The following is an 18190-nucleotide window of genomic DNA, read 5'->3' as shown; positions in this document are numbered from 1 at the left end:
ACCTCAAGGAGGGCCGGCTTTTGCTGGACTCAATTACCCGCGCGTTCAGGACCCCTGACCTGCGCAGCAAGCTGCTCATCACCCTGGGCGTCCTGACCGTCTTCCGGCTCGGCTCCTTCATCCCCGCGCCGGGCGTGAACGCCTCCAACGTGCAGATGTGCCTGTCCCAGCGCGGCAGCACCGGCGGCATCTACGACATGGTCAACATGTTCTCCGGCGGCGCGCTTCTCTCCGTCTCCGTCCTGGCCCTGGGCGTGATGCCGTACATCACCGCCTCCATCATGATGCAGCTGCTCAAAGTCATCGTTCCCCGGCTGCAGGAGCTGCACGCCAACGGCGACCAGGCGACCGTCACCCAGTACACCCGCTACCTCGCCGTCGGCATGTCGGTTCTGAACGCCACGACCGTTGTCACTATGGCCCGCACCGGGAACCTGCTGGGCAACTGCGTCCTGCCGATCGTCACCGACCAGAGCGCCATCACGGCCGCCATTATGATCATCTCCCTGGTGGCCGGATCCCTGCTGGTCATGTGGATGGGCGAAAAGATCACCGAACGAGGCATCGGCAACGGCATGTCCCTGCTGATCTTCACCTCCGTCGCCGCCGGTTTCCCGACCGCACTCGGCGCCATCGGCCGGACCCAGGGGTGGGGCGTGTTCGCCGCCGTCCTGGCCGTTGGCCTGGTCACCATCACCCTGGTCGTCCTCGTCGAACAGTCCCAGCGCCGTATTCCCGTCGTCTACGCCAAGCGGGTCGTCGGCCGCAAGACTCTCGGCGGCAACACCACCTTCCTGCCCATCAAGGTGAACATGGCCGGCGTCGTCCCCGTCATCTTCGCTTCCACGCTGCTGTCGCTGCCGAGCATGATCGCCCAGTTCGCCACCGGTCACCAGTCCGGCGCCGGACCCGAATGGGCACAGTGGATCACCGCGAACCTCACCAAGGGCGACCACCCGGTCTACATGGTGATCTACACCCTGTTCATCATCGGTTTCTCGTTCTTCTACGTCTCGATCACGTTCGAGCCCAAGGAGATCGCTTCCAACATGAAGAAGTACGGCGGCTTCGTTCCGGGCTTCCGCCCCGGCAAGCCGACCGAACGCCTGCTCAAGTACGTGTCCGACCGCATCACCACCGCCGGCGCACTCTACATCGGCGTCATCGCCTTGATTCCGTTGATCGCCCTGGTCCTCCTGAACGCGAACCAGAACTTCCCGTTCGGCGGCTCCGCGATCCTGATCATGGTCGGGGTTGGACTCGAAACCGTCAAGCAGATCAGCTCTCAGATGGAGCAGCGCTCCTACCCGGGCCTGATGCGCTAGGACCACGCACGAAGGCCCGGCAGCTCCGACCTGCCGGGCCTTTGGCATATCGAAAGGCTCACCATGCTCGTACCCACCCGCCACGCCCTGACGCTGATTTTCATCGGGGTCGTCCTTGCAGGATGTGCCACGCGCCCAGCACCGCAGCCGGTCCCAAGCCAGCCCACACGGATAGCCGGTGGCCTCGAGGGCGCCGTTACAGGGTGCGGCCTCACCGAGGGCGTGCAGCTCAACGACGCCGGAACCTCCCTCACCATTGACACCAAGGGACCCGGCGAAGCAGCCGGAGCACCCATTGCCGGTGTGAAATGCGTCCTGGAGGCCCTGCACGTCCCTGGCGAGATCCAGTCCCGGATGACGCTCAGCACCTCATCCGAGGAGAACTCCGCTTCATGGGAGGGGCGCGACCTCTCCTGGTCCTACGATCCCGAGACCTGGTTCCACCTGGCCATCGCCGACTCCTGACCCGCCTGGCCCGGCCCCGATGACCAACCAGCGAGGCGCCGCACACATCCCAGCCATGACAACAGCAACCAGCTCCAAGTCAGCCGCAGCACTGCGCGAACGGGCCCTGCTCTGCATCGGCTGCAGCGGAGGATGCCGTGACGACAACGGCGCCTACACCCTTTGCGCGCTGTGCGAGCTGGCAGAAGTGACAGTACCCGCCGCCTAGACCCCGTCAGCTGGATCGCCGCATAGAAGGCTCCAAACGAAGACAAAGAGAGGCACGCCATGCGCATCACCCAGCATTCCCCGTTCGCCGCCCAGGACGACCCGGAGACCGTGCAGAAGATCCGCAAGGGACGAGGCCGCTTCGCCGCCTACACCTCCTCCAACCCGCAGGTACGGCGGGAGGTCCGGCTCACGAGCCAGACCGAATTGCGCAAAGTCATCCGCGCCGCACGCGCGTTGAAGGTGACGCTGCAATGCGATGAATCATTGGAAGAACTCCGCGCCCTGGCCTACGAAAGCTACCGGGAACTCGCCATCGCCGACGGCCGCACGCCAATGGACCAGCCCCGCCTCCACCCAGCCACGGTGGACAGGCTCACTGTGAATTACCTCCGACATGACCGGACCGTGTACGACGCAGCCCTGCTAAGGAACCGGTTCGCCACCTCCGACCTGCGTTCCTGGTACAACAGGGAGCTCAAGACTCGCTGCCTGGAAGTCATCGCGGCCGCCTACCCGGAGCTGGCCGCTGAATGCGACCGGCAGCACCTGAGGATCAGCCGGTCATTGGAGCAAGCGGCCCGGAGCGGCAAATTTGAAGAGGCAGCCTAGTCCCGGGGTTAGGTCAGGTCCGCGCGCCACTGCAGCGAGCCCTTATCCTCAATGACCTGGTCCAGTGCCAAGGCTGCCAGTCCGGAGATACCGAACAGCGTCCTGTACTCGGTGAGTCGGTAGTCGTTCGTTCCAACCGGGGCAATCAGATCTATCCAGGGTTCGACTTCGACGTGGTACGTGCTACTTGCTTGCAGGTTTCCCTGCCACAGCGATCCGTCCTCCAGGAGTGTCGTCGACGTCCATCCGTCAAAGTGAGTTACCCAGATGTGCCAGCCCCGCCCGACCAGTTCACGTTCCGGTTTTGATGGGTCCCTCAGGAGCTCTTTGGGCTTGCGATTCCATACCGGAAGGCCAGGGAACTTCTCCTGGATTTTCCGGGCCAAAAGCAGGGACCAGTCTTCGACAGCAGGAACTGACGCCTCACGCTCCCTCTCTTGCTCCTGTTCCATCGCGACGCGCCGCGCCTCCGTCGCCGCCACTATTTCGTCCTCCAGGCCCATGCGATAAATATGCCACCTGAGGGTTGTCTCATCTACGCAAACGCCCAATGACGGGTCCCTTACGGACAGGGTGCCTGCGCGGAACTGCTCCCGGCCGCACACACACAGAGGACACCGGCAAGATGCCGGAAACCATCAGGCACCACAGACTCACGTTCCGCAGTGAACACAGCCAAGGAGGCGCACCCGTGACCACTACAGCCCGCCAGCCCAAGGGAATGCCAGTCGGCGGCCAGTTTGCGGCCACCTCCCACGCAGAGCCGGGCGCGACTTTGGCCGGGCCAGCAGTTACCCCGCCCATCTCCGTGCCATCGGATGCTCGGTGGTTCAAGCTTGTCTACGAGGACCGGCCCTCCAACGGTGAACGCCGTTCCTATGCCCGCATCGCCCTTGAGGAATCCCTTGCCGGTGACGACTTCAACGCCGTGCACGACGAAGCAGAGCGGGAGACGATCCGCGCCGAGGCAGAACGGGACGACTCCGTTGACGCGGCCACGGACCGGATCCGGCACAGCAATACCAAGCCCCACCAGTTCGGGGCGGCCGTTGCACGGGAGCTGATGGGCATCCGGGAACGGCGCCTGGCGGTCGAAAGCCACTACGTCCCCACTGCTGAAGCCACCTTCGCGGCGGCCGCGGCGAAGATTGGTGCCAGCGCCGACGAGTACAGGCGCACCCTCGAAGAGATGTTCCCGCATGTTAGCGAGGAATGGTTCGTGCCCATGATGGAGCACCACAGGCTACAGCCGGAATCCTGGCAGCGCGGGCAGCTGAAGAACCTGGCCATCGTCAACGAACGCAATGCCTCCCTCTTCGCTCACCGGCCCGAGGTCAGCGAAGAGGAAAACCCCAATTTCAGGACCCACCCCGTGACCCCGCTCGAATCCAGGATCGATGGCCTCATCGCCCACCGGGGAGACCCCACCGACCCGGCCAACGTCCGCTACCTCGCCAACGATGCCGGCGCCGGCTACGGCACCGTCTTCATTAAACAGATCGCCGAACAACGCCTCCAGGCGTGGCGCCACACCCCGATCGACCGCACCGGAAAGGCCTAACCATGACCATCACCGCCACCACTCCTGCTGGCAGCGCCCCGGTCACCGGCCAGCCCGGGCCGATCACTCAGACGATCGCCAAAATCCAAGCCGAGGCCGTACCGGGCGTCATCGAACGCCTGGACGGGAAGACCGTCCTGGAGAACAAATTCCTCCAGGTCGACACCGACACCGTACGCTTCCCAACGGTGCGCTCGGCCAGTACTCGACCGTCACCTCCGGCGCCGGCCTCGGTGTCATCGCCATTCCGTTCGTGAACTTCCGCGGCGTCGCGCACCTGGGCCTGGTCCGCCAGTACCTCTACCCGGTGGGTGACTTCGCCCTCGAATTCCCGCGGGGCGGCTCCGATGACCTTTCCCTGGACGAAGCGGCACGCGAACTCGTCGAGGAGACCGGACTGGATTACCGGACCGGGACCCTGCTCGGCACCCTCCGGCCTGATACCGGCATCCTCACCACTGAGGTGGCTGTCTGGAAGACCGTCCACGGCATGGAGCACCTCCGCCCCGGTCACGTCGAAGATGAAACCGGCGCCAAGGTCGAGTGGTACAGCCACGGCGAACTCCTCGGCATGATCCGCGGCGGCACGGTCACCTGCGGCATGACCCTGGCCGCGCTGACGCTCCTGGGAGCCGGCGGACACCCGAACTGCCCGTGACAGCCTTCGGGGCCCGGGTCACTACCCGTCAGGGCCCCACCGGCGGACAATGGGAGCCATGAGGGCACTCCGCCGTCGCCGGCGCGCATGTGCCGCGGTGCGGGATTCCTCCCATGCCGCACACATAAGCGCCATGACTACTACAGCAGCCTCCGCACCCGCCGTAATCACCCCTGCCGAACGCGCCGCCGCCGGCCGCCAGGCCATCGCTGACTGCCCCACGGCCTTCGAGAACCTCCGTGGCGACGGAGACCAGGAACTCGTCGACTTCGCAGCATCCAACGACGAGAACGTCAACGCCGCACTGGACACCATCGGAGAGCTCGGCGAAGACGAAGCACACCTGTTGGGTCAGTACCTCGCCGAACAGTTGGTCGAGGACGCCATCGAAGCCGAGGCCCGCAAGCAACTGAGCGCCTACCGCGCGGCACAGCGGACCTCCGCCCCCGTTGCCGACCAGCGCCTTGGCTACGAGCCGAACGACCCAAAGCACCCGGACTTCCTGGACCGCCTCGGCGTCTGAGCGTCACCGCCGCACACAAAGCGGGTATGAGCCCGCTAATCACCCGCGTCCCCGCCGGCATCCGTGCCGGCGGCCAGTTCGCTGCCCACACGCACGCCGAGCCGGAGGTCAGCCTCGGCAACACCTTCTCGGAAGACATGCTCCGGCGAGTCACCAACAGGTATGAGGATGAAGGCGCTCCCGTCATTGACCTCACCGAATACCAGCTCGCCGCGGTCCGCGACCACATCGACCGCACCGGGGACTTCTCCCACCCCGGCATCCGCAAGGCCGCAGAAGACGCCTACTACCTTGAGAACCGCTTCACACCGGAGGAGCACCGCGACTTCGTCAACACCGGCGGCGACACAAGCAAGTACTTCGGCGACCCGAATGCCCTGCGCCGCGACATCGAACAGATGCGCAAGGACCAGGCCGCCACAACCGAAGGATTTCAGCCATGACCTCCCAGGCACGCCAGCCCCAGGGAATCCCCGCCGGCGGCCAGTTCGCCCCCGGCCTGCACGCCGATCCGGAGATCGCCCTGAACACCCCGGCCAACAGGTTCGCTGACATCAAGGATGTTCGGCTTCTCGATGACGCAACTGACGCCGCCCTGCAGCCGCTGCTGTCCCAGGAAGCTCCGGACGAATCCGCCGCCGCGCAGGTCCGTAAAGAGTGGGCGGAACGGCGCGCCGAAATCTTCGCCGTGAAGCGCCGCGAAGAATACGCCGACTATGCCCAGCGCCGAGAAGACGAGGCCTCCGCCCTCCTGGAGTCCGCCGCACGGGCCAACCTTCGCAACATCGCCGACGAACTCCGCACCGAGCACCCCGAGGCAGCCAGGATCACACTGGCCCGCGACTACGACGACGGCAACCTCGCCATCTACGTCGAATCCGTCCAGGACGAAGCCGGCAACCGTCTCGGAGACGACGCCGTCGATGCCGCCCAGCAGCTGGTCAGCGAACACAGCTCCCGCCAGCTCGCCCGGTTCGTCGACGAAAGCCCGATCGACCTCGCCGCCGCAGCTGCCTGGAACCCGCCGGGCCGTCCCGGCGCCGTCTACCGCTGACCTGCCCCGGCCTACACTTAACCCTCACCAATTCAGCAAGGACATCATGACCACCACCATTGCCCGTCAGCCACAGGGCATCCCCGTCGGCGGCCAGTTCGCCCCCGTCGCCCATTCGGAACCCTCCCTGTCTCTGGACGCCCTCATGAGCAGGGACCAAGCGCTTGATCTGTCCACGCTCGTCCCCGGCCAGCCGCGCACCATCGGACGCGATGTCCATGGCATCGGCGGAATCGACACGATCACCCTGACGGACAAGGGGCCGCTGCGGCAGCCCGCGATGCCGCTGTTCATTGAACCGTCCGCAGCGGCCCGGATGGCCCCGGAAAAGCGCCTGCTGGAGATGCGCTACACACTGCCGGCCGAGGCCAACATCAGGGAGTTGTACGAGTTCGACGACTGGAGCTACCGCCGGGCCCGCCAGGCGGCACAAAGTGGCCTGGAGGAGGCGGCCGGACTCGGGCCGAAACCCGCTTCGCACCTCCCCGACACCACAGCCCACGTGGATGAAGACGGAAACATCAGCTTCACCACCTACGAGACTTTCGCCCCTGGCGAGGCCATCGACCCTGATGACTTCGACTCCTGGGCCTCTGAATACTCCGGGTACACAGACCCCGGTGTCCGCCGGCGCCTGGCGACGTTCATTCAGGACAGTTACCACTCCTGAGCCGAGCCAAACAACGAAGCCCGCCGCTGAAACAGCGGCGGGCTTCGTGCGTTGAACGGCCTACTTCCGGGTGGTCGACTTCGGCGCCGTGTACTTGGGAGGCGTGTTTTTAGGGGCGGTGTACTTCGGCGCAGGCGGCGGCGTGTATTTGGAAGTCGTGTCCGCAGGTGACTTTACCGGTGCTGGAACGGTCGGACGGGGTGCGGCAGGCGTGGCCTTAGCCGGCGCGGTCGGCGGCTGGAAGTCACCCGGAACGGGCTTGTATCCGGGAGGATATGGCATCGGAGTGCGGGTCGTGACCGGTGCTTTCCCCGCCGGGGTCCGGGTGGCGGTGTAGGACCGGCCGTTGAACAAAGGGGTGTAGAAGGCGCTGTAAGGGGTCAAGTAGATGAACGACGGGTGTGCCTGGTAGTAGGGCGGAACGTAGTTGGCATAGGTGGGACCGCAGGCCAAGGGCGGTACGCAGGCCCCAGAGGCGTAAGGCGTCGAAACCCCGCCGCTGAAGGAACCTGCCGGGGCTGCCGAGGCCTCGGGCCGGCTGCTGGTGCTGCAGCTGGCGATCCCGATGATGATAAGAATGACGACCGCTGCCGCTGCGGCGATGATCGCGGCCTTTTTCTGTTTGGGGCTCATGCGCGCGATGTGTGCGGCAGTGCGTGTCGTGATCACCGGGCCGTGAAAAGGAGACCAGCTGACGACGCCGCAGCAGAGATCAGCTCCCACATCCTGGATATGGAAGCGGACGCTCTCGTTGGCCGCACCGGCAACCAGGGCGGGTTCGCGTCCGACTCGGACTATCGCCGCTGGCGGGAGCGGTGAACGCCTGTCAGCCGGCCGACGTCGAGGGCCGCTCATGGCCCGTCGGAGGAGTTGACGCATAGGAATGCCGAATCCCCCAGCGGGCTTCTCTGCCATGCCCGGAGATCTGGCAGCCGGCATTGAAGTTCACGGCCACACCTCATTTGAATGGATGCCTTTATGACTACGCCCACCGAAGCCACCGAATTGGACACCGGAGCCGGCAAGGAGTCCCAGGCGGCCGCCCCTGCGCTCGTTGAGCCGCAGCTGGTCACTCTCGGTGATGGCCGGACTGTGGCACCGGCCCGGGACCGGGAGGTCCTCATTGCCTGGGGCTTGGATGCCGTTCTGGTCTTCCTGCCCACGCTGGGACTGTACATAGCGCTGTGCTTTACTATGCCGGCGCCGTTCCCGTACGCGCGGGAGCTCACGGCACTGGCGGGTTGGCCGGTGGCCGCCGTCTTCTACGGTTTCACCACTGCCTACCATCGCTCCGTCGGCCAGCTCGTGGCCGGCACCCGCACCCTCCGGATCGACAACGGCAGATCCCTCGGGTTCTGGCGCTCCGGATGGATGATGGTCCTGCGGGTCCTGATCCTCCCGGTTGTCTTCCTCTTCTGCCTCTGCGGCGGCAGCACCTTTGGGATCAAAGACCGGCACATTTCCATCGACGCCCTCGCTACCGGGCTGCAAGTGCCGCCATGTCGGTGAGGCACATTTTGGCGGCTTTGGCCGTGGGCCTCCTTATTCTGGGGGGCGACGTGGATAAGCGATCTCCATTGGGAGGGCCTTATCGCCCTGTTCATCGGGGGCTGCCTATGGTGGACCGCGCTCCACCTCAGCCGCGCAGCCTGGTACGCATCCCAGGAGGCGGGCGCCGGGCCTAAATGAAAGAATCCACCTCCGATCTTCTCATTTGCGGTTAGGATGAGAAAAACAGGCATCCTCTTTCTCAAAGGAACCTATGAACCAGGATAGGGACCCGCGCGGCATCCCCACCGGAGGACGCTTCGCGGGCACTTCGCACAGCGAGTCGGAGATCTCCCTGCCCAGCGCTGCCTGGCCGGGAATCGCCTACGAGGAGCATCCGTGGGAGGCAGACCCCGAACGCGGAGCATCCCGCCGGCAGCGGCTGCTGGCCCGCGGCCCCTACGAGGCCGCCGTGGTGCCGGAAATCGCCGGCCTGGACCCGGACGTCGACTTAAGAACGCAGGCCCTGGTGGAGGAAGCCACGATCGAGATGGTCCGCTTCGACGCCGAACTGGGGCGGGACGCCGCCCCATTCGCGGCGCTGCTGCTGCGCAGTGAGTCAGCATCCAGCTCCCAGATCGAAAACCTGACCGCGGGCGCCCGGAAGATCGCTTTGGCCCAGCTGGGGGACACCTCCAGCACCAACGCATCCCTGGTCGCCTCCAACGTCCGCGCCCTGCAGGCAGCCATCGACCTCTCCGAGGACCTGACGGTGGAGAACATCGCCGTCATGCACCACGCCCTGTTGCACTCCTCGGACCGGGACATCGCCGGTGAATACCGCAACGCCCAGGTCTGGATCCGCGGCAACTCCCCGCACACCGCCGAATTCGTCCCGCCGCACCAGGACCGCGTCGGGCCTGCCATGGACGACCTGGTCGCCTTCATGCGCCGTGACGACGTCCCGGCGCTGACCCAGGCCGCGGTAGCCCACGCCCAGTTCGAGACCATCCACCCGTTCGCCGACGGCAACGGGCGCACCGGCCGCGCCATCGTGAGCGCGCTGCTGCGGGCCAAGGGCATCACCCGGAACGTCACAGTCCCGGTCTCATCGGGGCTCCTGACGGACACAGGAGCCTACTTTGACGCCCTTGGCGAGTACCGAAGCGGGAACGTCCAGCCCATCGTGGAGCTGTTCGCTGAGTCCGCAGTACGGGCCGTCGACAACGGACGGCTGCTGGCAGGGGACATCAAAGCCGCCGAGAAGGACCATCTGGAGCGGATCGGAGACGCGCCCCGCTCGGTCAGGGAACTGCTGCGGCTGCTTCCGAAAGAGCCCGCCATCACAGCGGAGATATTCGAAGAGCACGCCATGGTCGCCACGGCCACCGCCTACCGGGCCATCGACCGCCTGGAAGCAGCTGGCATCCTGGTCCCGGCCGGCAAGATCCGAGGCACCAGCGTCTGGGTGGCTCCGGACATCATTGCCGCGCTTGACGCCTTCGCCGACAGAACCGGACGCCGCACCCGTCACTGATCGTCAATCCCTTGTCTGAGGCTTCCCCGGGGGGAGAGTATGAACTCAAAAAAGGGGAGACTATGTTGAAGGCGCTCGGGGCTGTCTTTGGTGCTGGCATGGCGGTAACCGCCGGCTCGTATCTCTTGGTGCCGATGATGGTCGTTGCGGTTTTGTTTACCCTCGGCGAGGGGATTAGCCGCTGGTGGCCCTTCCTGCTGGGCTTGCTGATCTACTCAGTGGTTCTTGCCATCGTCATTGCCATAATCCCCAGCGTCAGCCTTAAGGCGTTGCTGCTGGCATTGGCAGGGCTAGCACCTCCTCTCTACCTTTGGTCAACGATGGGAAGGGACTGGACGGCAGCCTCTGTTGCGGCCTTCGTTGCGGCGACCGTCATAGGCCTAGGGCTGCTCTCACTGTCGGCCTCCGGCTTGAAGCTTCACGGACTCAAGCGCTACGGCCCGGCGCCCAGTGAAAAGAAGAGACTGTATTCAGTCCTGGACACTGCCGGAGGCGTAGGCCATCTCGCCCTGGTCCAGAACCTCTGGCTTGCACCGACTGCGGTGATGTTCCTGACCTACCCGAATGTCCTGGCGCTGATTGCTGCTTTGCTGGGCGGCATCGCAACCTTCTTCGCAGCCGAAGGATCGGGTTTCTGACTTCCCGTCCCAGGTGATGACACTTTTTGAAATCGCCGCACACATCTATTCCGACAAGGGATTTGCAAATCAAGTCCCTTGAGAGATTTTGGAATGTACAAATTCCCGATCTCTCAGTTACAGTTTTCTTAGCAGGCCATCCGGGCCAGCGACATTGTTCAGGAAAGGACAAGCCATGCGCGCATCATCCATGCTCAGCATCTCGGCCGTATGCGGTCGCGGCTTTGTCCTGCCCACGACCAAGCCGGCGCTGGAATCTTCCCCGAAAGCCTATGGAAACACCTGGCAGCAGCGGAATGACCACGCAAGGCACCGAAGTATCCTCTAAGTTTTGACGGCATGACCGTCCACCAGAGGCCGCTTCGGGTAAGTCCAACCCCGAGGCGGTCTCTCTTTACGTCCTGATCAGGACGCAGACAGACCGCCGCCCGGCCGGATCGTCCGGCTCTGGGGAGGTAGCTCAGTTGGTAGAGCAGCGGTCTCCAAAACCGCAGGCCGCAGGTTCGAGCCCTGTCCGCCCCGCGCAGTACAACCGCACTCTTCGGAGATGCAATTGTTGATTGAGAATTCCATAGTGAACGTGAAGTAAGAGACGGAGAAATTACCGGAACGCCATTTCCGGTGATGCTACTTCTCCGCGCTCAAAAACAATTCCCGGGACGAATAGAAGGGCTTATTGCCGCGCTCTTCGGCCCGGGGATTCTCGGGAGGTTACCCAAGCGGCCAAAGGGGGCGGACTGTAAATTCGCTGGCTCAGCCTACGTCGGTTCGAATCCGACACCTCCCACTCGCAGAGTGGAGCAGCTCGGCAGCTCGCCTGGTTCATACCCAGGAGGTCGCCGGTTCAAATCCGGCCTCTACAACGCCCGTCTGGCGAAATTGGCAGACGCGCCAGCCTCAGGAGCTGGTGTCCGCAAGGACGTCCGAGTTCGAGTCTCGGGATGGGCACGGTGGCCCAAGTCCCGGCATTACCGCAACGCCTTGACCGGCGGGTGCATGCCTGGGCGATGTAAAACAGATACCCGCCGCCGGGTGGCTTCGACCACAAGGCCTGACCGTGGACAGCAGCCAGTCACTGCTCACCCCGCGGCCTGGCGCCCGGTGTCTCGCCCGTCTGGCGAAATTGGCAGACGCGCCAGCTTGAGGGGCTGGTGTCCTGTAAGGGGCGTCCCGGTTCGAGTCCGGGGATGGGCACGGCTCCCGCAGGGAGCAGGTAGGAATGCACTAGACATTGGAGAGGCCAACCGAGGGCCGGCGCCGGTCACTGCCTGGAACGCAGTTGGCGGACTTGTTTCGCTTGCGGGTTCGATCCCCGTCCTCTCCGCGCGGGAAGAAAAATGGAAGGTAAGCGAAGTTGGGGAGCGGGCCGACTGCTGATCGGCTAAGACGGGAAACCGTTTTGCGGGTTCGAACCCCGCACCTTCCGCTCACCGGTGAGAGAGTCTCCGGACGCCGTACACATGGGGTCCAGAAGATAACCGACACCGGCGGTGGGAGCCGCCGGATTTGGGGCTATGGCGCAGCTGGTAGCGCACCTGCATGGCATGCAGGGGGTCCGGGGTTCGAGTCCCCGTAGCTCCACTGGTCTACAAGGGGCCTTCGCGGGATCCACTAGGACCAGGACTGGCGGTGCCCCGCCGGTCCGAATGGGGCCATGGCGCAGCTGGTAGCGCAGCGCTTTTGCAAGGCGAAGGTTCGGGGTTCGAGTCCCCGTGGCTCCACGGCTGGGTAGGGCAGCGGATTGATTCCAGGGAGACAAAAGATCCCTAAGAAGGACACTGGAAATGGACCGCCAGCCGCCCGGCAATGCACAACCGCCACCGAAGGGGAACGCAGTGAAGACCACCGTTTACTCCGACGCGGACGGCATCTGGGTCGCCTGGTCTGACCACCGCTTCACCGCGGCGCCGGCCGGACAAACCGGCTGGCACGGCTCTTGGCACCCGGTCACGATCCCAGGATCGTTCCCCGGCTACTGGGCCGAAGAGTCTGTCGAGGCGATGAACCGGATCGCCGCCCACCCTGACGTCACCGTCAAATGGTTGACGGCCTGGGAGGAAGGTGCACCGGAACAGCTCGCACCAACGATCGGCCTGACGGGCACCTGGGAGATGATCCCCGGTGTCGAAGAGGACGACATGGCGAACTGGAGTTGGTGGAAGCTGGCCAAAATCCGTGAGGACATCGCCCGCACCCGGCCGGACCGCGTCGTCTGGATGGACGACGACATCCGTTCCGATCCCAAGGCGCTTGAGTGGCTCGGGTCGTTGGAGATCCCAGTGCTGGTGATCTGTCCGAGGACAGAACACGGTCTCACCATGGATCACCTGGCCGAGATCGAAGCGTTCATCGGAACGTAGGCAATGGGCCTGTAGCTCAGTTGGTAGAGCTTCCGACTTTTAATCGGGATGTCGCGGGTTCGAGCCCCGCCGGGCCCACGCAGAATGACAGCCGGAAAGACGGCGAAGCCTCTATAGCTCAGTTGGTTTAGAGCATTCGCCTCTTAAGCGAAGGGTCCTCGGTTCGAGTCCGAGTGGGGGCACGAAGTGCAGCGCGACCTGCCAGGCGGGATGAACCTCGAGGATCGCCGGCGGGGAGTGTTGCACTGATGATGTGGGACTACATCCCCGCCCTGGTGCATGGGGCAGAACTGGAAAGATGTCCGGCTGGCGCCGAGTAGTCAGGTTCGTAGCCTGGTGAGGGCGGGCCAGCAATGGTGCCGATAGAGGATGCACCGCCGGCCGGACAACAAGGTCATCTAGCTCAGAAGGTTAGAGCGCTTCGCTGATAACGAAGAGGACCGGGGTTCAAGTCCCTGGATGGCCACTGCGGGTGGATCCCGCTAGTCCCGTCTAGCTCAACTGGCAGAGCGGCGCCCTGTTAAGGCGATGGTTACTGGTTCGAGTCCAGTGATGGGAGCGAAAGCAAGCTCATCCCTCGCGGGGTGAACGGTAAGAGCCCGGATGATCCTTCGTGGGGGAAATGGCAAACCCGCCCGGTTCTGGCCCGGGAGTTCTCCTGGCTCAAGTCCAGGCGAAGGAGCGAAGCAAGCAGGACCCATAGCGGTCCTCCGGTAAGAGCCCGGAATGGAGTAGTGGCTCAGATGGCCTAGAGCACCCGCCTGTCACGCGGGAGACCGCGGGTTCGAATCCCGTCTATTCCGCGGGGAGTAGTTCCCCTTCAATACCTGCCCGGTTAGCTCAGACGGTAGAGCGCGTTCTTGGTAAGGACGAGGTCACGAGTTCAAGTCTCGTACCAGGCTCGGGCGCAAAAACCGCGCCGTTTCATGGTGGGTGTAGCTCAGTTGGCAGAGCGCCTGTTTGTGGCACAGGAGGTCGCGGGTTCGAGCCCCGTCATTCACCCCAGTTTCACGCCTTCGTAGCTCAGGGGATAGAGCGCCTGCCTCCGCAGCAGGAGGTCGTAGGTTCGATTCCTATCGAGGGCACGCAGTAACATCTGGCCCCCATCGTCTAGTGGCCCAGGACACCGGCCTTTCACGTCGGCGGCACGGGTTCGAATCCCGTTGGGGGTACGCAGTTCGGCATCAGTTTGGCCCCATGGTCTAACGGCCTACGACTCCGGCTTCTCAGGTCGGCACCGCGGGTTCGAATCCCGCTGGGGTTACCAGCACCATCACGCGCCCATAGCTCAGATGGACAGAGCGCCGGTCTACGAAACCGGGGGTCGGGGGTTCGAGTCCCTCTGGGCGCACGCAAGACAAAGCACACGCCGGTGTAGCTCAGTTGGCAGAGCGCATTGCTCATAACGATGGTCGTCGCTGGTTCGAGCCCAGCCATCGGCACGCAAGTCCCGCCCGCCTGGCCCAATTGGTAGAGGCGCTGTACTCAAAATGCAGGTGTTCCCGGTTCAAGTCCGGGGGGCGGGCACGGGGAGACTTCCTGGAGTCTCCGCACACATAGAAGATGTTGGACGCCGCTGCGTTGGCCTATGCGCAGCCGAAGGATTGTAAAAGGTTGGCGATCCAAGTCCCGTAGACGGTCCGGCCGGGCAACGTCTGAGGGATGAAACATGGGCTTGCTGCCTGTATAGCTCAGCCGGTCAGAGCACCCGCTTCACACGCGGGAGGTCCGGGGTTCAAAGCCCTGTGCAGGCACTGGAGTCCGTAAACCAAGGCCTCCCGAAAGGGACGGCGCCAAAAGCGCGGACGGGGTAACGCCACGATACGGCGGGAAGACTGACGGCAAGGCCTGCTCGACGGTCCTCCATGCTTGTATAGCTCAGTTGGCAGAGCGCCCGCTCGACATGCGGGTTGTCCGGGGTTCAAGTCCCTGTGCAAGCACCATGGCTGTGACACTGCAGCCGTCCGAAGTGCTGTGACCAGTTAGCGGTCGGCCCACAGGACACCGATCAGTGTTGTTGCCCCTTTAGCTCAGCACGGCTAGAGCATCGTACTTGTAATACGAGGGTCGCCGGTTCGAATCCGGCAGGGGGCTCCTGGGGCGGCACGTCCCGGCTACGGCCAAAAGTGTGCAACGGGGTGTAGCTCAGCTTGGCTAGAGCGCCTGCTTTGGGAGCAGGAAGTCGCAGGTTCAAATCCTGTCACCCCGACGTTTGACCCGCCCCGTTAGCTCAGATGGTAGAGCGCTTCTCTCGTAAAGAAGAGGTCGCCGGCTCGATTCCGGCACGGGGCTCTCTGGCAACCGTCATCATCATCCTCAGACAGTGCGAGTTCATCTACGCATGTTTAGCTTCAGCGCCAGCACCAGCTGGCCCTGATGCAGAGGAAACCCTTGCCAGTCCTGAAAAAGATCGCCGTGGGCCTTGTTACCGGTGCGCTCCTGCTAATGTCCGTACCCGCCGCACAAGCCGCGGACACAACTCCGATGGATTCCAACCCCGGCCCGGTCGGCGACTTCGCCTGGAAGGGTTTCAACTGGGAGAAGCGGTCGTGGAGCGGTGCTCCGATGTACAACCAGATGTTCGATAAGAACAACGTCACCAACCCGGATGCCAACGGCTACGTCACCTTGAACCTGACCAACCCAACGGGCAGCTCTCCGGTCGGCGCTGAATTCAACACCACTCGTCATGGCGGGTGGGGGTACGGCACCTACAGCACTACGGTGGCCAAGAACTTGAACTTGCTGCAGAAGGAAGTCGTATGGGGCTGCCTCTTCAGCTACGACCCGGATGCCGCACCGGGGTACTCCGAGATCGACCTTTGTGAAGCCTCGGCCTGGGGTGGGGGAGCGAGCTACGGCCAGTCCTGGCCTGTTACCCAGGGACACGGGTACTGGTTCGATGCGACGAAGCCTCCAGGAGAAGGCAACAACACCACGGTGTTCAACGCCACGGACGACCAGGTACTAACCCACAAAATGGTGTGGGAGCCGGGCAGAATCACCTTCGAGACCTACGCCGGGGAAAGCTACACCGGCACCCTGCTGAAACGGACTGTCCTGGAAGGCAGCACGGTTCCCGTCCCGTCCAGCAACACCACCCTGCACTTCAATCTGTGGGTCACTCCCGGCGGCGGCGGGGATCCGAACCACGTCAGCCCCGAGAGCGTCACTGTTCGCGACTTCTCCTACAGCCCCCAGACGGCTCCGGCACCGACGTCCAATCCCTCCATCAAGAGCGGGGCGGACATCTTGGGATACGACGCCGGAGGCACCCTGTGGGACTACGGCACTCTCGCTGTTGCTGGTGAGGCCCGCCGCTCCATCGGCCAGGCCGCTGTCGCCCCCAAGTCCTTCTTCGTGACCGACTGGAACGTCGACGGAATCCAGGACATGGTCGTCCAAGACCAGGACGGGAAGCTGATCCTCCGGCAGGGACGTTCCTCCGGCGGATTCACGGACATCCTGGTTGGAGACTCCGGGTGGCAGCCATACGACATCGCCGTTGGCAAGTGGAACGCCACAGACAAGTACCCTTCCATCATCGCCAGGAATACCAACACGGGAGACCTGTTCGTCTACACCAACACTTCCGGCGTCGGCCTGGCAGCGCCGGTAAAGGTAGGCGCTGGCTGGCAGGGCTACACGCCCCTGAACCTCGTCGACTGGGACAGAGACGGTGCCATCGATGTCCTTGCCCGCAACGCCTCCGGCGAGATGAAGCTGTACCGGACCAACGGCGCAGGTGTGTTCATTTCCGAGGTCCGGCAGACCATCGGGACCGGGTGGAACGTGATGAACCACATTCGCTCCGCGCTGGGCCGGGACGGTGCAGACACGGTTGGCATCACCGCTCGTGACACCAGCGGAAACCTCTTCTACTACCCAGTGAACAAGAGCAGCTGGGGCGCCAGGAAGACGGTCGGCGTCGGCTGGTCAGCGTACACAATCGCCGGTAACTGACGGCAGCAGTACCTCCCGGCCAGGACCGGGTGAAGGTGACGGGCAGGCTCCCTGGCCGTCACCTTATCGGGGTGTAGCGCAGCTTGGTAGCGCGCGTCGTTCGGGACGACGAGGTCGCAGGTTCAAATCCTGTCACCCCGACGCAGTACAAAAATGGCGGGATGGCGGAGCGGCCTAACGTGACTGCCTCGAAAACAGTTGTCCGGGTGAAACCGGACCGGGGGTTCAAATCCCTCTCCCGCCGCACACATGAGGATCACCAGCAGTTCCAACGACCGAAAAGGAGCCCCGTGGGCCTCAGTTTCCGCCAGACCATCAAGCTCGGCAAGAACATCCGGCTGAACGTTTCCAAGTCGGGGATCTCCGCGTCGCGCAAGGCAGGACCGGTCACTATCAACAGCCGCGGCAAGGTCACCATCCGTCTCGGCAAGGGTCTTACCTGGCGTCTCTAGCAGTACTCGGCATGGATCCCGGTCCGTGCCGGCCAACGGGATGTAGCGCAGCTTGGTAGCGCACCTGACTGGGGGTCAGGGGGTCGCAGGTTCAAATCCTGTCATCCCGACGTCGGGGCCTGGAGCCCTGCAATCAGTCCGGCCACGGCCGGTTCGGCTTCTTAGCTCAGTTGGCAGAGCGTGCGACTGAAAATCGCAAGGTCCCCAGTTCGATCCTGGGAGTAGCCACGGGGGAGTAGCGCCCCTTCTTGTTCGCCGCGATGAGTCGAAACAGCGGTCGTGCTGCGCCGGTGCGGATAAACGGCGTCCCAATACCGATGAGGGAAAACCTGCCCAGGCATGCGGTCGTCCACGGGAACGTGATCCCGGGCAGGTGTCGGGCCCCGCTAAGGCCCTAACCATGCATTGCCGGAGTGGTGTAGAGGCAACACGACAGTCTGCCAGTCTGTTATCGCGGGTTCGATTCCCGTCTTCGGCTCGAAGTACCCATGCGGGAGTAGCTCAGTGGTAGAGCGCCGTCCTTCCAAGTCGGATGCCGCGGGTTCGAATCCCGTCTCCCGCTCGAAGGTGCCCTGTGCGCCGTCACGCCTCCGTAGCTCAGCGAATAGAGCGGCGGCCTTCTAATCCGCGGGTCGCAGGTTTGAATCCTGCCGGGGGCACAACGAATGGCGCGCGGG

The 18190-nt window shown here is 63.9% G+C and carries 20 protein-coding genes and 34 tRNA genes; 52 read left to right on the top strand and 2 right to left on the bottom strand.

All coding sequences use genetic code 11. The features are described from left to right. Nucleotides 1-20 precede the first annotated feature (20 nt). From secY to ACNAOU_RS24125, 4 genes are all read left to right on the top strand, one after another. On the top strand, nt 21-1325 hold the full coding sequence (gene secY / locus ACNAOU_RS24140) for a preprotein translocase subunit SecY (RefSeq protein ID WP_422759001.1): 1305 nt from the start codon (nt 21-23) through the stop codon (nt 1323-1325). A 63-nt stretch (nt 1326-1388) separates the two neighbouring features. Beyond that, a complete protein-coding gene (locus tag ACNAOU_RS24135; protein WP_422759000.1) occupies nt 1389-1790 on the top strand; it encodes a hypothetical protein in 402 nt (133 codons plus the stop codon). A 55-nt stretch (nt 1791-1845) separates the two neighbouring features. Continuing rightward, entirely contained in the window at nt 1846-1998 is a 153-nt protein-coding gene (locus tag ACNAOU_RS24130) for a hypothetical protein (RefSeq protein WP_422758999.1), read from the top strand. Nucleotides 1999-2057: 59 nt separating this feature from the next. Further along, nucleotides 2058-2609 carry a hypothetical protein gene (locus ACNAOU_RS24125; protein WP_422758998.1) on the top strand — a complete coding sequence of 184 codons (552 nt, stop codon included), beginning with the start codon at nt 2058-2060 and terminating at the stop codon, nt 2607-2609. An 8-nt stretch (nt 2610-2617) separates the two neighbouring features. On the opposite strand, the gene ACNAOU_RS24120 is transcribed toward ACNAOU_RS24125, so the two are convergent. Then, a complete protein-coding gene (locus ACNAOU_RS24120; protein WP_422758997.1) occupies nt 2618-3112 on the bottom strand; it encodes a hypothetical protein in 495 nt (164 codons plus the stop codon). Nucleotides 3113-3300: 188 nt separating this feature from the next. On the opposite strand from ACNAOU_RS24120, the gene ACNAOU_RS24115 reads away from it, so the two are divergent. From ACNAOU_RS24115 to ACNAOU_RS24085, 7 genes are all read left to right on the top strand, one after another. Next, nucleotides 3301-4170 carry a hypothetical protein gene (locus ACNAOU_RS24115; protein WP_422758996.1) on the top strand — a complete coding sequence of 290 codons (870 nt, stop codon included), beginning with the start codon at nt 3301-3303 and terminating at the stop codon, nt 4168-4170. A 2-nt stretch (nt 4171-4172) separates the two neighbouring features. Continuing rightward, on the top strand, nt 4173-4427 hold the full coding sequence (locus ACNAOU_RS24110) for a hypothetical protein (RefSeq protein ID WP_422758995.1): 255 nt from the start codon (nt 4173-4175) through the stop codon (nt 4425-4427). Further along, nucleotides 4424-4828, top strand: coding sequence for an NUDIX hydrolase (locus tag ACNAOU_RS24105; RefSeq protein ID WP_422758994.1), 405 nt, complete (start codon nt 4424-4426; stop codon nt 4826-4828). The genes ACNAOU_RS24110 and ACNAOU_RS24105 overlap by 4 nt, the downstream gene beginning before the upstream one ends. A 133-nt stretch (nt 4829-4961) precedes the next feature. Further along, nucleotides 4962-5351, top strand: a complete 390-nt coding sequence (locus ACNAOU_RS24100; protein WP_422758993.1) for a hypothetical protein — start codon at nt 4962-4964, stop codon at nt 5349-5351. A 26-nt stretch (nt 5352-5377) separates the two neighbouring features. Further along, on the top strand, nt 5378-5794 hold the full coding sequence (locus tag ACNAOU_RS24095; RefSeq protein WP_422758992.1) for a hypothetical protein: 417 nt from the start codon (nt 5378-5380) through the stop codon (nt 5792-5794). Continuing rightward, nucleotides 5791-6405 carry a hypothetical protein gene (locus tag ACNAOU_RS24090; RefSeq protein ID WP_422758991.1) on the top strand — a complete coding sequence of 205 codons (615 nt, stop codon included), beginning with the start codon at nt 5791-5793 and terminating at the stop codon, nt 6403-6405. Before ACNAOU_RS24095 ends, ACNAOU_RS24090 begins: the two co-directional genes overlap by 4 nt. 46 nt (nt 6406-6451) lie before the next feature. Then, nucleotides 6452-7075 (top strand): hypothetical protein, encoded by a 624-nt coding sequence (locus ACNAOU_RS24085; RefSeq protein WP_422758990.1) that lies wholly within the window; start codon nt 6452-6454, stop codon nt 7073-7075. A 60-nt stretch (nt 7076-7135) separates the two neighbouring features. Here ACNAOU_RS24085 and ACNAOU_RS24080 read toward each other — a convergent pair whose 3' ends face one another. Next, the gene (locus ACNAOU_RS24080) at nt 7136-7708 is read right to left on the bottom strand and encodes a hypothetical protein (RefSeq protein ID WP_422758989.1); all 573 of its coding nucleotides are present in this window, start codon (nt 7706-7708) and stop codon (nt 7136-7138) included. A gap of 42 nt (nt 7709-7750) precedes the next feature. Between ACNAOU_RS24080 and ACNAOU_RS24075 the strand changes: the two genes are divergently transcribed. The 41 genes from ACNAOU_RS24075 to ACNAOU_RS23875 all read left to right on the top strand — a co-directional run bounded on the left by ACNAOU_RS24075 (nt 7751) and on the right by ACNAOU_RS23875 (nt 18172). After that, the gene (locus ACNAOU_RS24075; RefSeq protein WP_422758988.1) at nt 7751-7894 is read left to right on the top strand and encodes a hypothetical protein; all 144 of its coding nucleotides are present in this window, start codon (nt 7751-7753) and stop codon (nt 7892-7894) included. A gap of 159 nt (nt 7895-8053) precedes the next feature. Next, a complete protein-coding gene (locus tag ACNAOU_RS24070) occupies nt 8054-8584 on the top strand; it encodes an RDD family protein (protein WP_422758987.1) in 531 nt (176 codons plus the stop codon). Between the two features lie 253 nt (nt 8585-8837). Beyond that, nucleotides 8838-10100 (top strand): Fic family protein, encoded by a 1263-nt coding sequence (locus tag ACNAOU_RS24065; RefSeq protein WP_422758986.1) that lies wholly within the window; start codon nt 8838-8840, stop codon nt 10098-10100. Between the two features lie 62 nt (nt 10101-10162). After that, nucleotides 10163-10738 carry a hypothetical protein gene (locus ACNAOU_RS24060; RefSeq protein ID WP_422758985.1) on the top strand — a complete coding sequence of 192 codons (576 nt, stop codon included), beginning with the start codon at nt 10163-10165 and terminating at the stop codon, nt 10736-10738. A 449-nt stretch (nt 10739-11187) separates the two neighbouring features. Next, nucleotides 11188-11260, top strand: a tRNA-Trp gene (locus ACNAOU_RS24055). A 183-nt stretch (nt 11261-11443) separates the two neighbouring features. Continuing rightward, a tRNA-Tyr gene (locus ACNAOU_RS24050) sits at nt 11444-11525 on the top strand. Between the two features lie 2 nt (nt 11526-11527). Next, a tRNA-Met gene (locus ACNAOU_RS24045) sits at nt 11528-11601 on the top strand. Nucleotide 11602: 1 nt separating this feature from the next. After that, nucleotides 11603-11686 (top strand) — tRNA-Leu (locus ACNAOU_RS24040). Between the two features lie 160 nt (nt 11687-11846). After that, a tRNA-Leu gene (locus tag ACNAOU_RS24035) sits at nt 11847-11932 on the top strand. Between the two features lie 39 nt (nt 11933-11971). Beyond that, nucleotides 11972-12062: transfer RNA gene (locus tag ACNAOU_RS24030), tRNA-Ser, on the top strand. Nucleotides 12063-12077: 15 nt separating this feature from the next. Then, nucleotides 12078-12164 (top strand) — tRNA-Ser (locus ACNAOU_RS24025). Between the two features lie 82 nt (nt 12165-12246). Beyond that, nucleotides 12247-12319 (top strand) — tRNA-Ala (locus ACNAOU_RS24020). A gap of 67 nt (nt 12320-12386) precedes the next feature. Continuing rightward, a tRNA-Ala gene (locus tag ACNAOU_RS24015) sits at nt 12387-12459 on the top strand. Between the two features lie 114 nt (nt 12460-12573). Next, entirely contained in the window at nt 12574-13098 is a 525-nt protein-coding gene (locus ACNAOU_RS24010) for an HAD domain-containing protein (RefSeq protein WP_422758984.1), read from the top strand. A 5-nt stretch (nt 13099-13103) separates the two neighbouring features. Then, nucleotides 13104-13176, top strand: a tRNA-Lys gene (locus ACNAOU_RS24005). A gap of 29 nt (nt 13177-13205) precedes the next feature. Then, nucleotides 13206-13280, top strand: a tRNA-Lys gene (locus ACNAOU_RS24000). A gap of 210 nt (nt 13281-13490) precedes the next feature. Beyond that, nucleotides 13491-13564: transfer RNA gene (locus tag ACNAOU_RS23995), tRNA-Ile, on the top strand. A gap of 20 nt (nt 13565-13584) precedes the next feature. After that, nucleotides 13585-13657, top strand: a tRNA-Asn gene (locus ACNAOU_RS23990). A gap of 169 nt (nt 13658-13826) precedes the next feature. Further along, nucleotides 13827-13901: transfer RNA gene (locus ACNAOU_RS23985), tRNA-Asp, on the top strand. 26 nt (nt 13902-13927) lie between these two features. After that, a tRNA-Thr gene (locus tag ACNAOU_RS23980) sits at nt 13928-14000 on the top strand. 27 nt (nt 14001-14027) lie between these two features. Next, a tRNA-His gene (locus ACNAOU_RS23975) sits at nt 14028-14103 on the top strand. 7 nt (nt 14104-14110) lie between these two features. Next, nucleotides 14111-14183 (top strand) — tRNA-Arg (locus ACNAOU_RS23970). Between the two features lie 14 nt (nt 14184-14197). After that, nucleotides 14198-14270: transfer RNA gene (locus ACNAOU_RS23965), tRNA-Glu, on the top strand. Between the two features lie 19 nt (nt 14271-14289). Next, a tRNA-Glu gene (locus tag ACNAOU_RS23960) sits at nt 14290-14365 on the top strand. A 10-nt stretch (nt 14366-14375) separates the two neighbouring features. Continuing rightward, nucleotides 14376-14449, top strand: a tRNA-Arg gene (locus tag ACNAOU_RS23955). A 17-nt stretch (nt 14450-14466) separates the two neighbouring features. Then, nucleotides 14467-14540: transfer RNA gene (locus ACNAOU_RS23950), tRNA-Met, on the top strand. A gap of 10 nt (nt 14541-14550) precedes the next feature. After that, a tRNA-Leu gene (locus tag ACNAOU_RS23945) sits at nt 14551-14625 on the top strand. A gap of 153 nt (nt 14626-14778) precedes the next feature. Further along, nucleotides 14779-14852: transfer RNA gene (locus ACNAOU_RS23940), tRNA-Val, on the top strand. Between the two features lie 113 nt (nt 14853-14965). Further along, a tRNA-Val gene (locus ACNAOU_RS23935) sits at nt 14966-15041 on the top strand. A gap of 76 nt (nt 15042-15117) precedes the next feature. Further along, a tRNA-Thr gene (locus ACNAOU_RS23930) sits at nt 15118-15192 on the top strand. Nucleotides 15193-15232: 40 nt separating this feature from the next. Next, nucleotides 15233-15307, top strand: a tRNA-Pro gene (locus ACNAOU_RS23925). Nucleotides 15308-15317: 10 nt separating this feature from the next. Beyond that, nucleotides 15318-15390: transfer RNA gene (locus ACNAOU_RS23920), tRNA-Thr, on the top strand. Nucleotides 15391-15489: 99 nt separating this feature from the next. Next, nucleotides 15490-17061, top strand: coding sequence for a hypothetical protein (locus ACNAOU_RS23915; protein WP_422758983.1), 1572 nt, complete (start codon nt 15490-15492; stop codon nt 17059-17061). A gap of 67 nt (nt 17062-17128) precedes the next feature. After that, nucleotides 17129-17202, top strand: a tRNA-Pro gene (locus ACNAOU_RS23910). Nucleotides 17203-17216: 14 nt separating this feature from the next. Further along, nucleotides 17217-17305, top strand: a tRNA-Ser gene (locus ACNAOU_RS23905). A 46-nt stretch (nt 17306-17351) separates the two neighbouring features. Next, nucleotides 17352-17513: a DUF4236 domain-containing protein gene (locus tag ACNAOU_RS23900; protein ID WP_422758982.1), complete on the top strand. Its 162-nt coding sequence runs from the start codon at nt 17352-17354 to the stop codon at nt 17511-17513. A gap of 36 nt (nt 17514-17549) precedes the next feature. Continuing rightward, nucleotides 17550-17623 (top strand) — tRNA-Pro (locus ACNAOU_RS23895). Between the two features lie 45 nt (nt 17624-17668). After that, nucleotides 17669-17741, top strand: a tRNA-Phe gene (locus ACNAOU_RS23890). A gap of 179 nt (nt 17742-17920) precedes the next feature. Next, a tRNA-Gly gene (locus ACNAOU_RS23885) sits at nt 17921-17991 on the top strand. Nucleotides 17992-18003: 12 nt separating this feature from the next. Further along, a tRNA-Gly gene (locus ACNAOU_RS23880) sits at nt 18004-18075 on the top strand. 24 nt (nt 18076-18099) lie between these two features. Continuing rightward, nucleotides 18100-18172 (top strand) — tRNA-Arg (locus ACNAOU_RS23875). Nucleotides 18173-18190 lie beyond the last annotated feature (18 nt).

The organism is Paenarthrobacter sp. C1, from assembly GCF_049315185.1.
In the GTDB taxonomy this organism is placed as follows: domain Bacteria; phylum Actinomycetota; class Actinomycetes; order Actinomycetales; family Micrococcaceae; genus Arthrobacter; species Arthrobacter nicotinovorans.
This window is presented reverse-complemented; position numbering and strand designations above follow the sequence as displayed.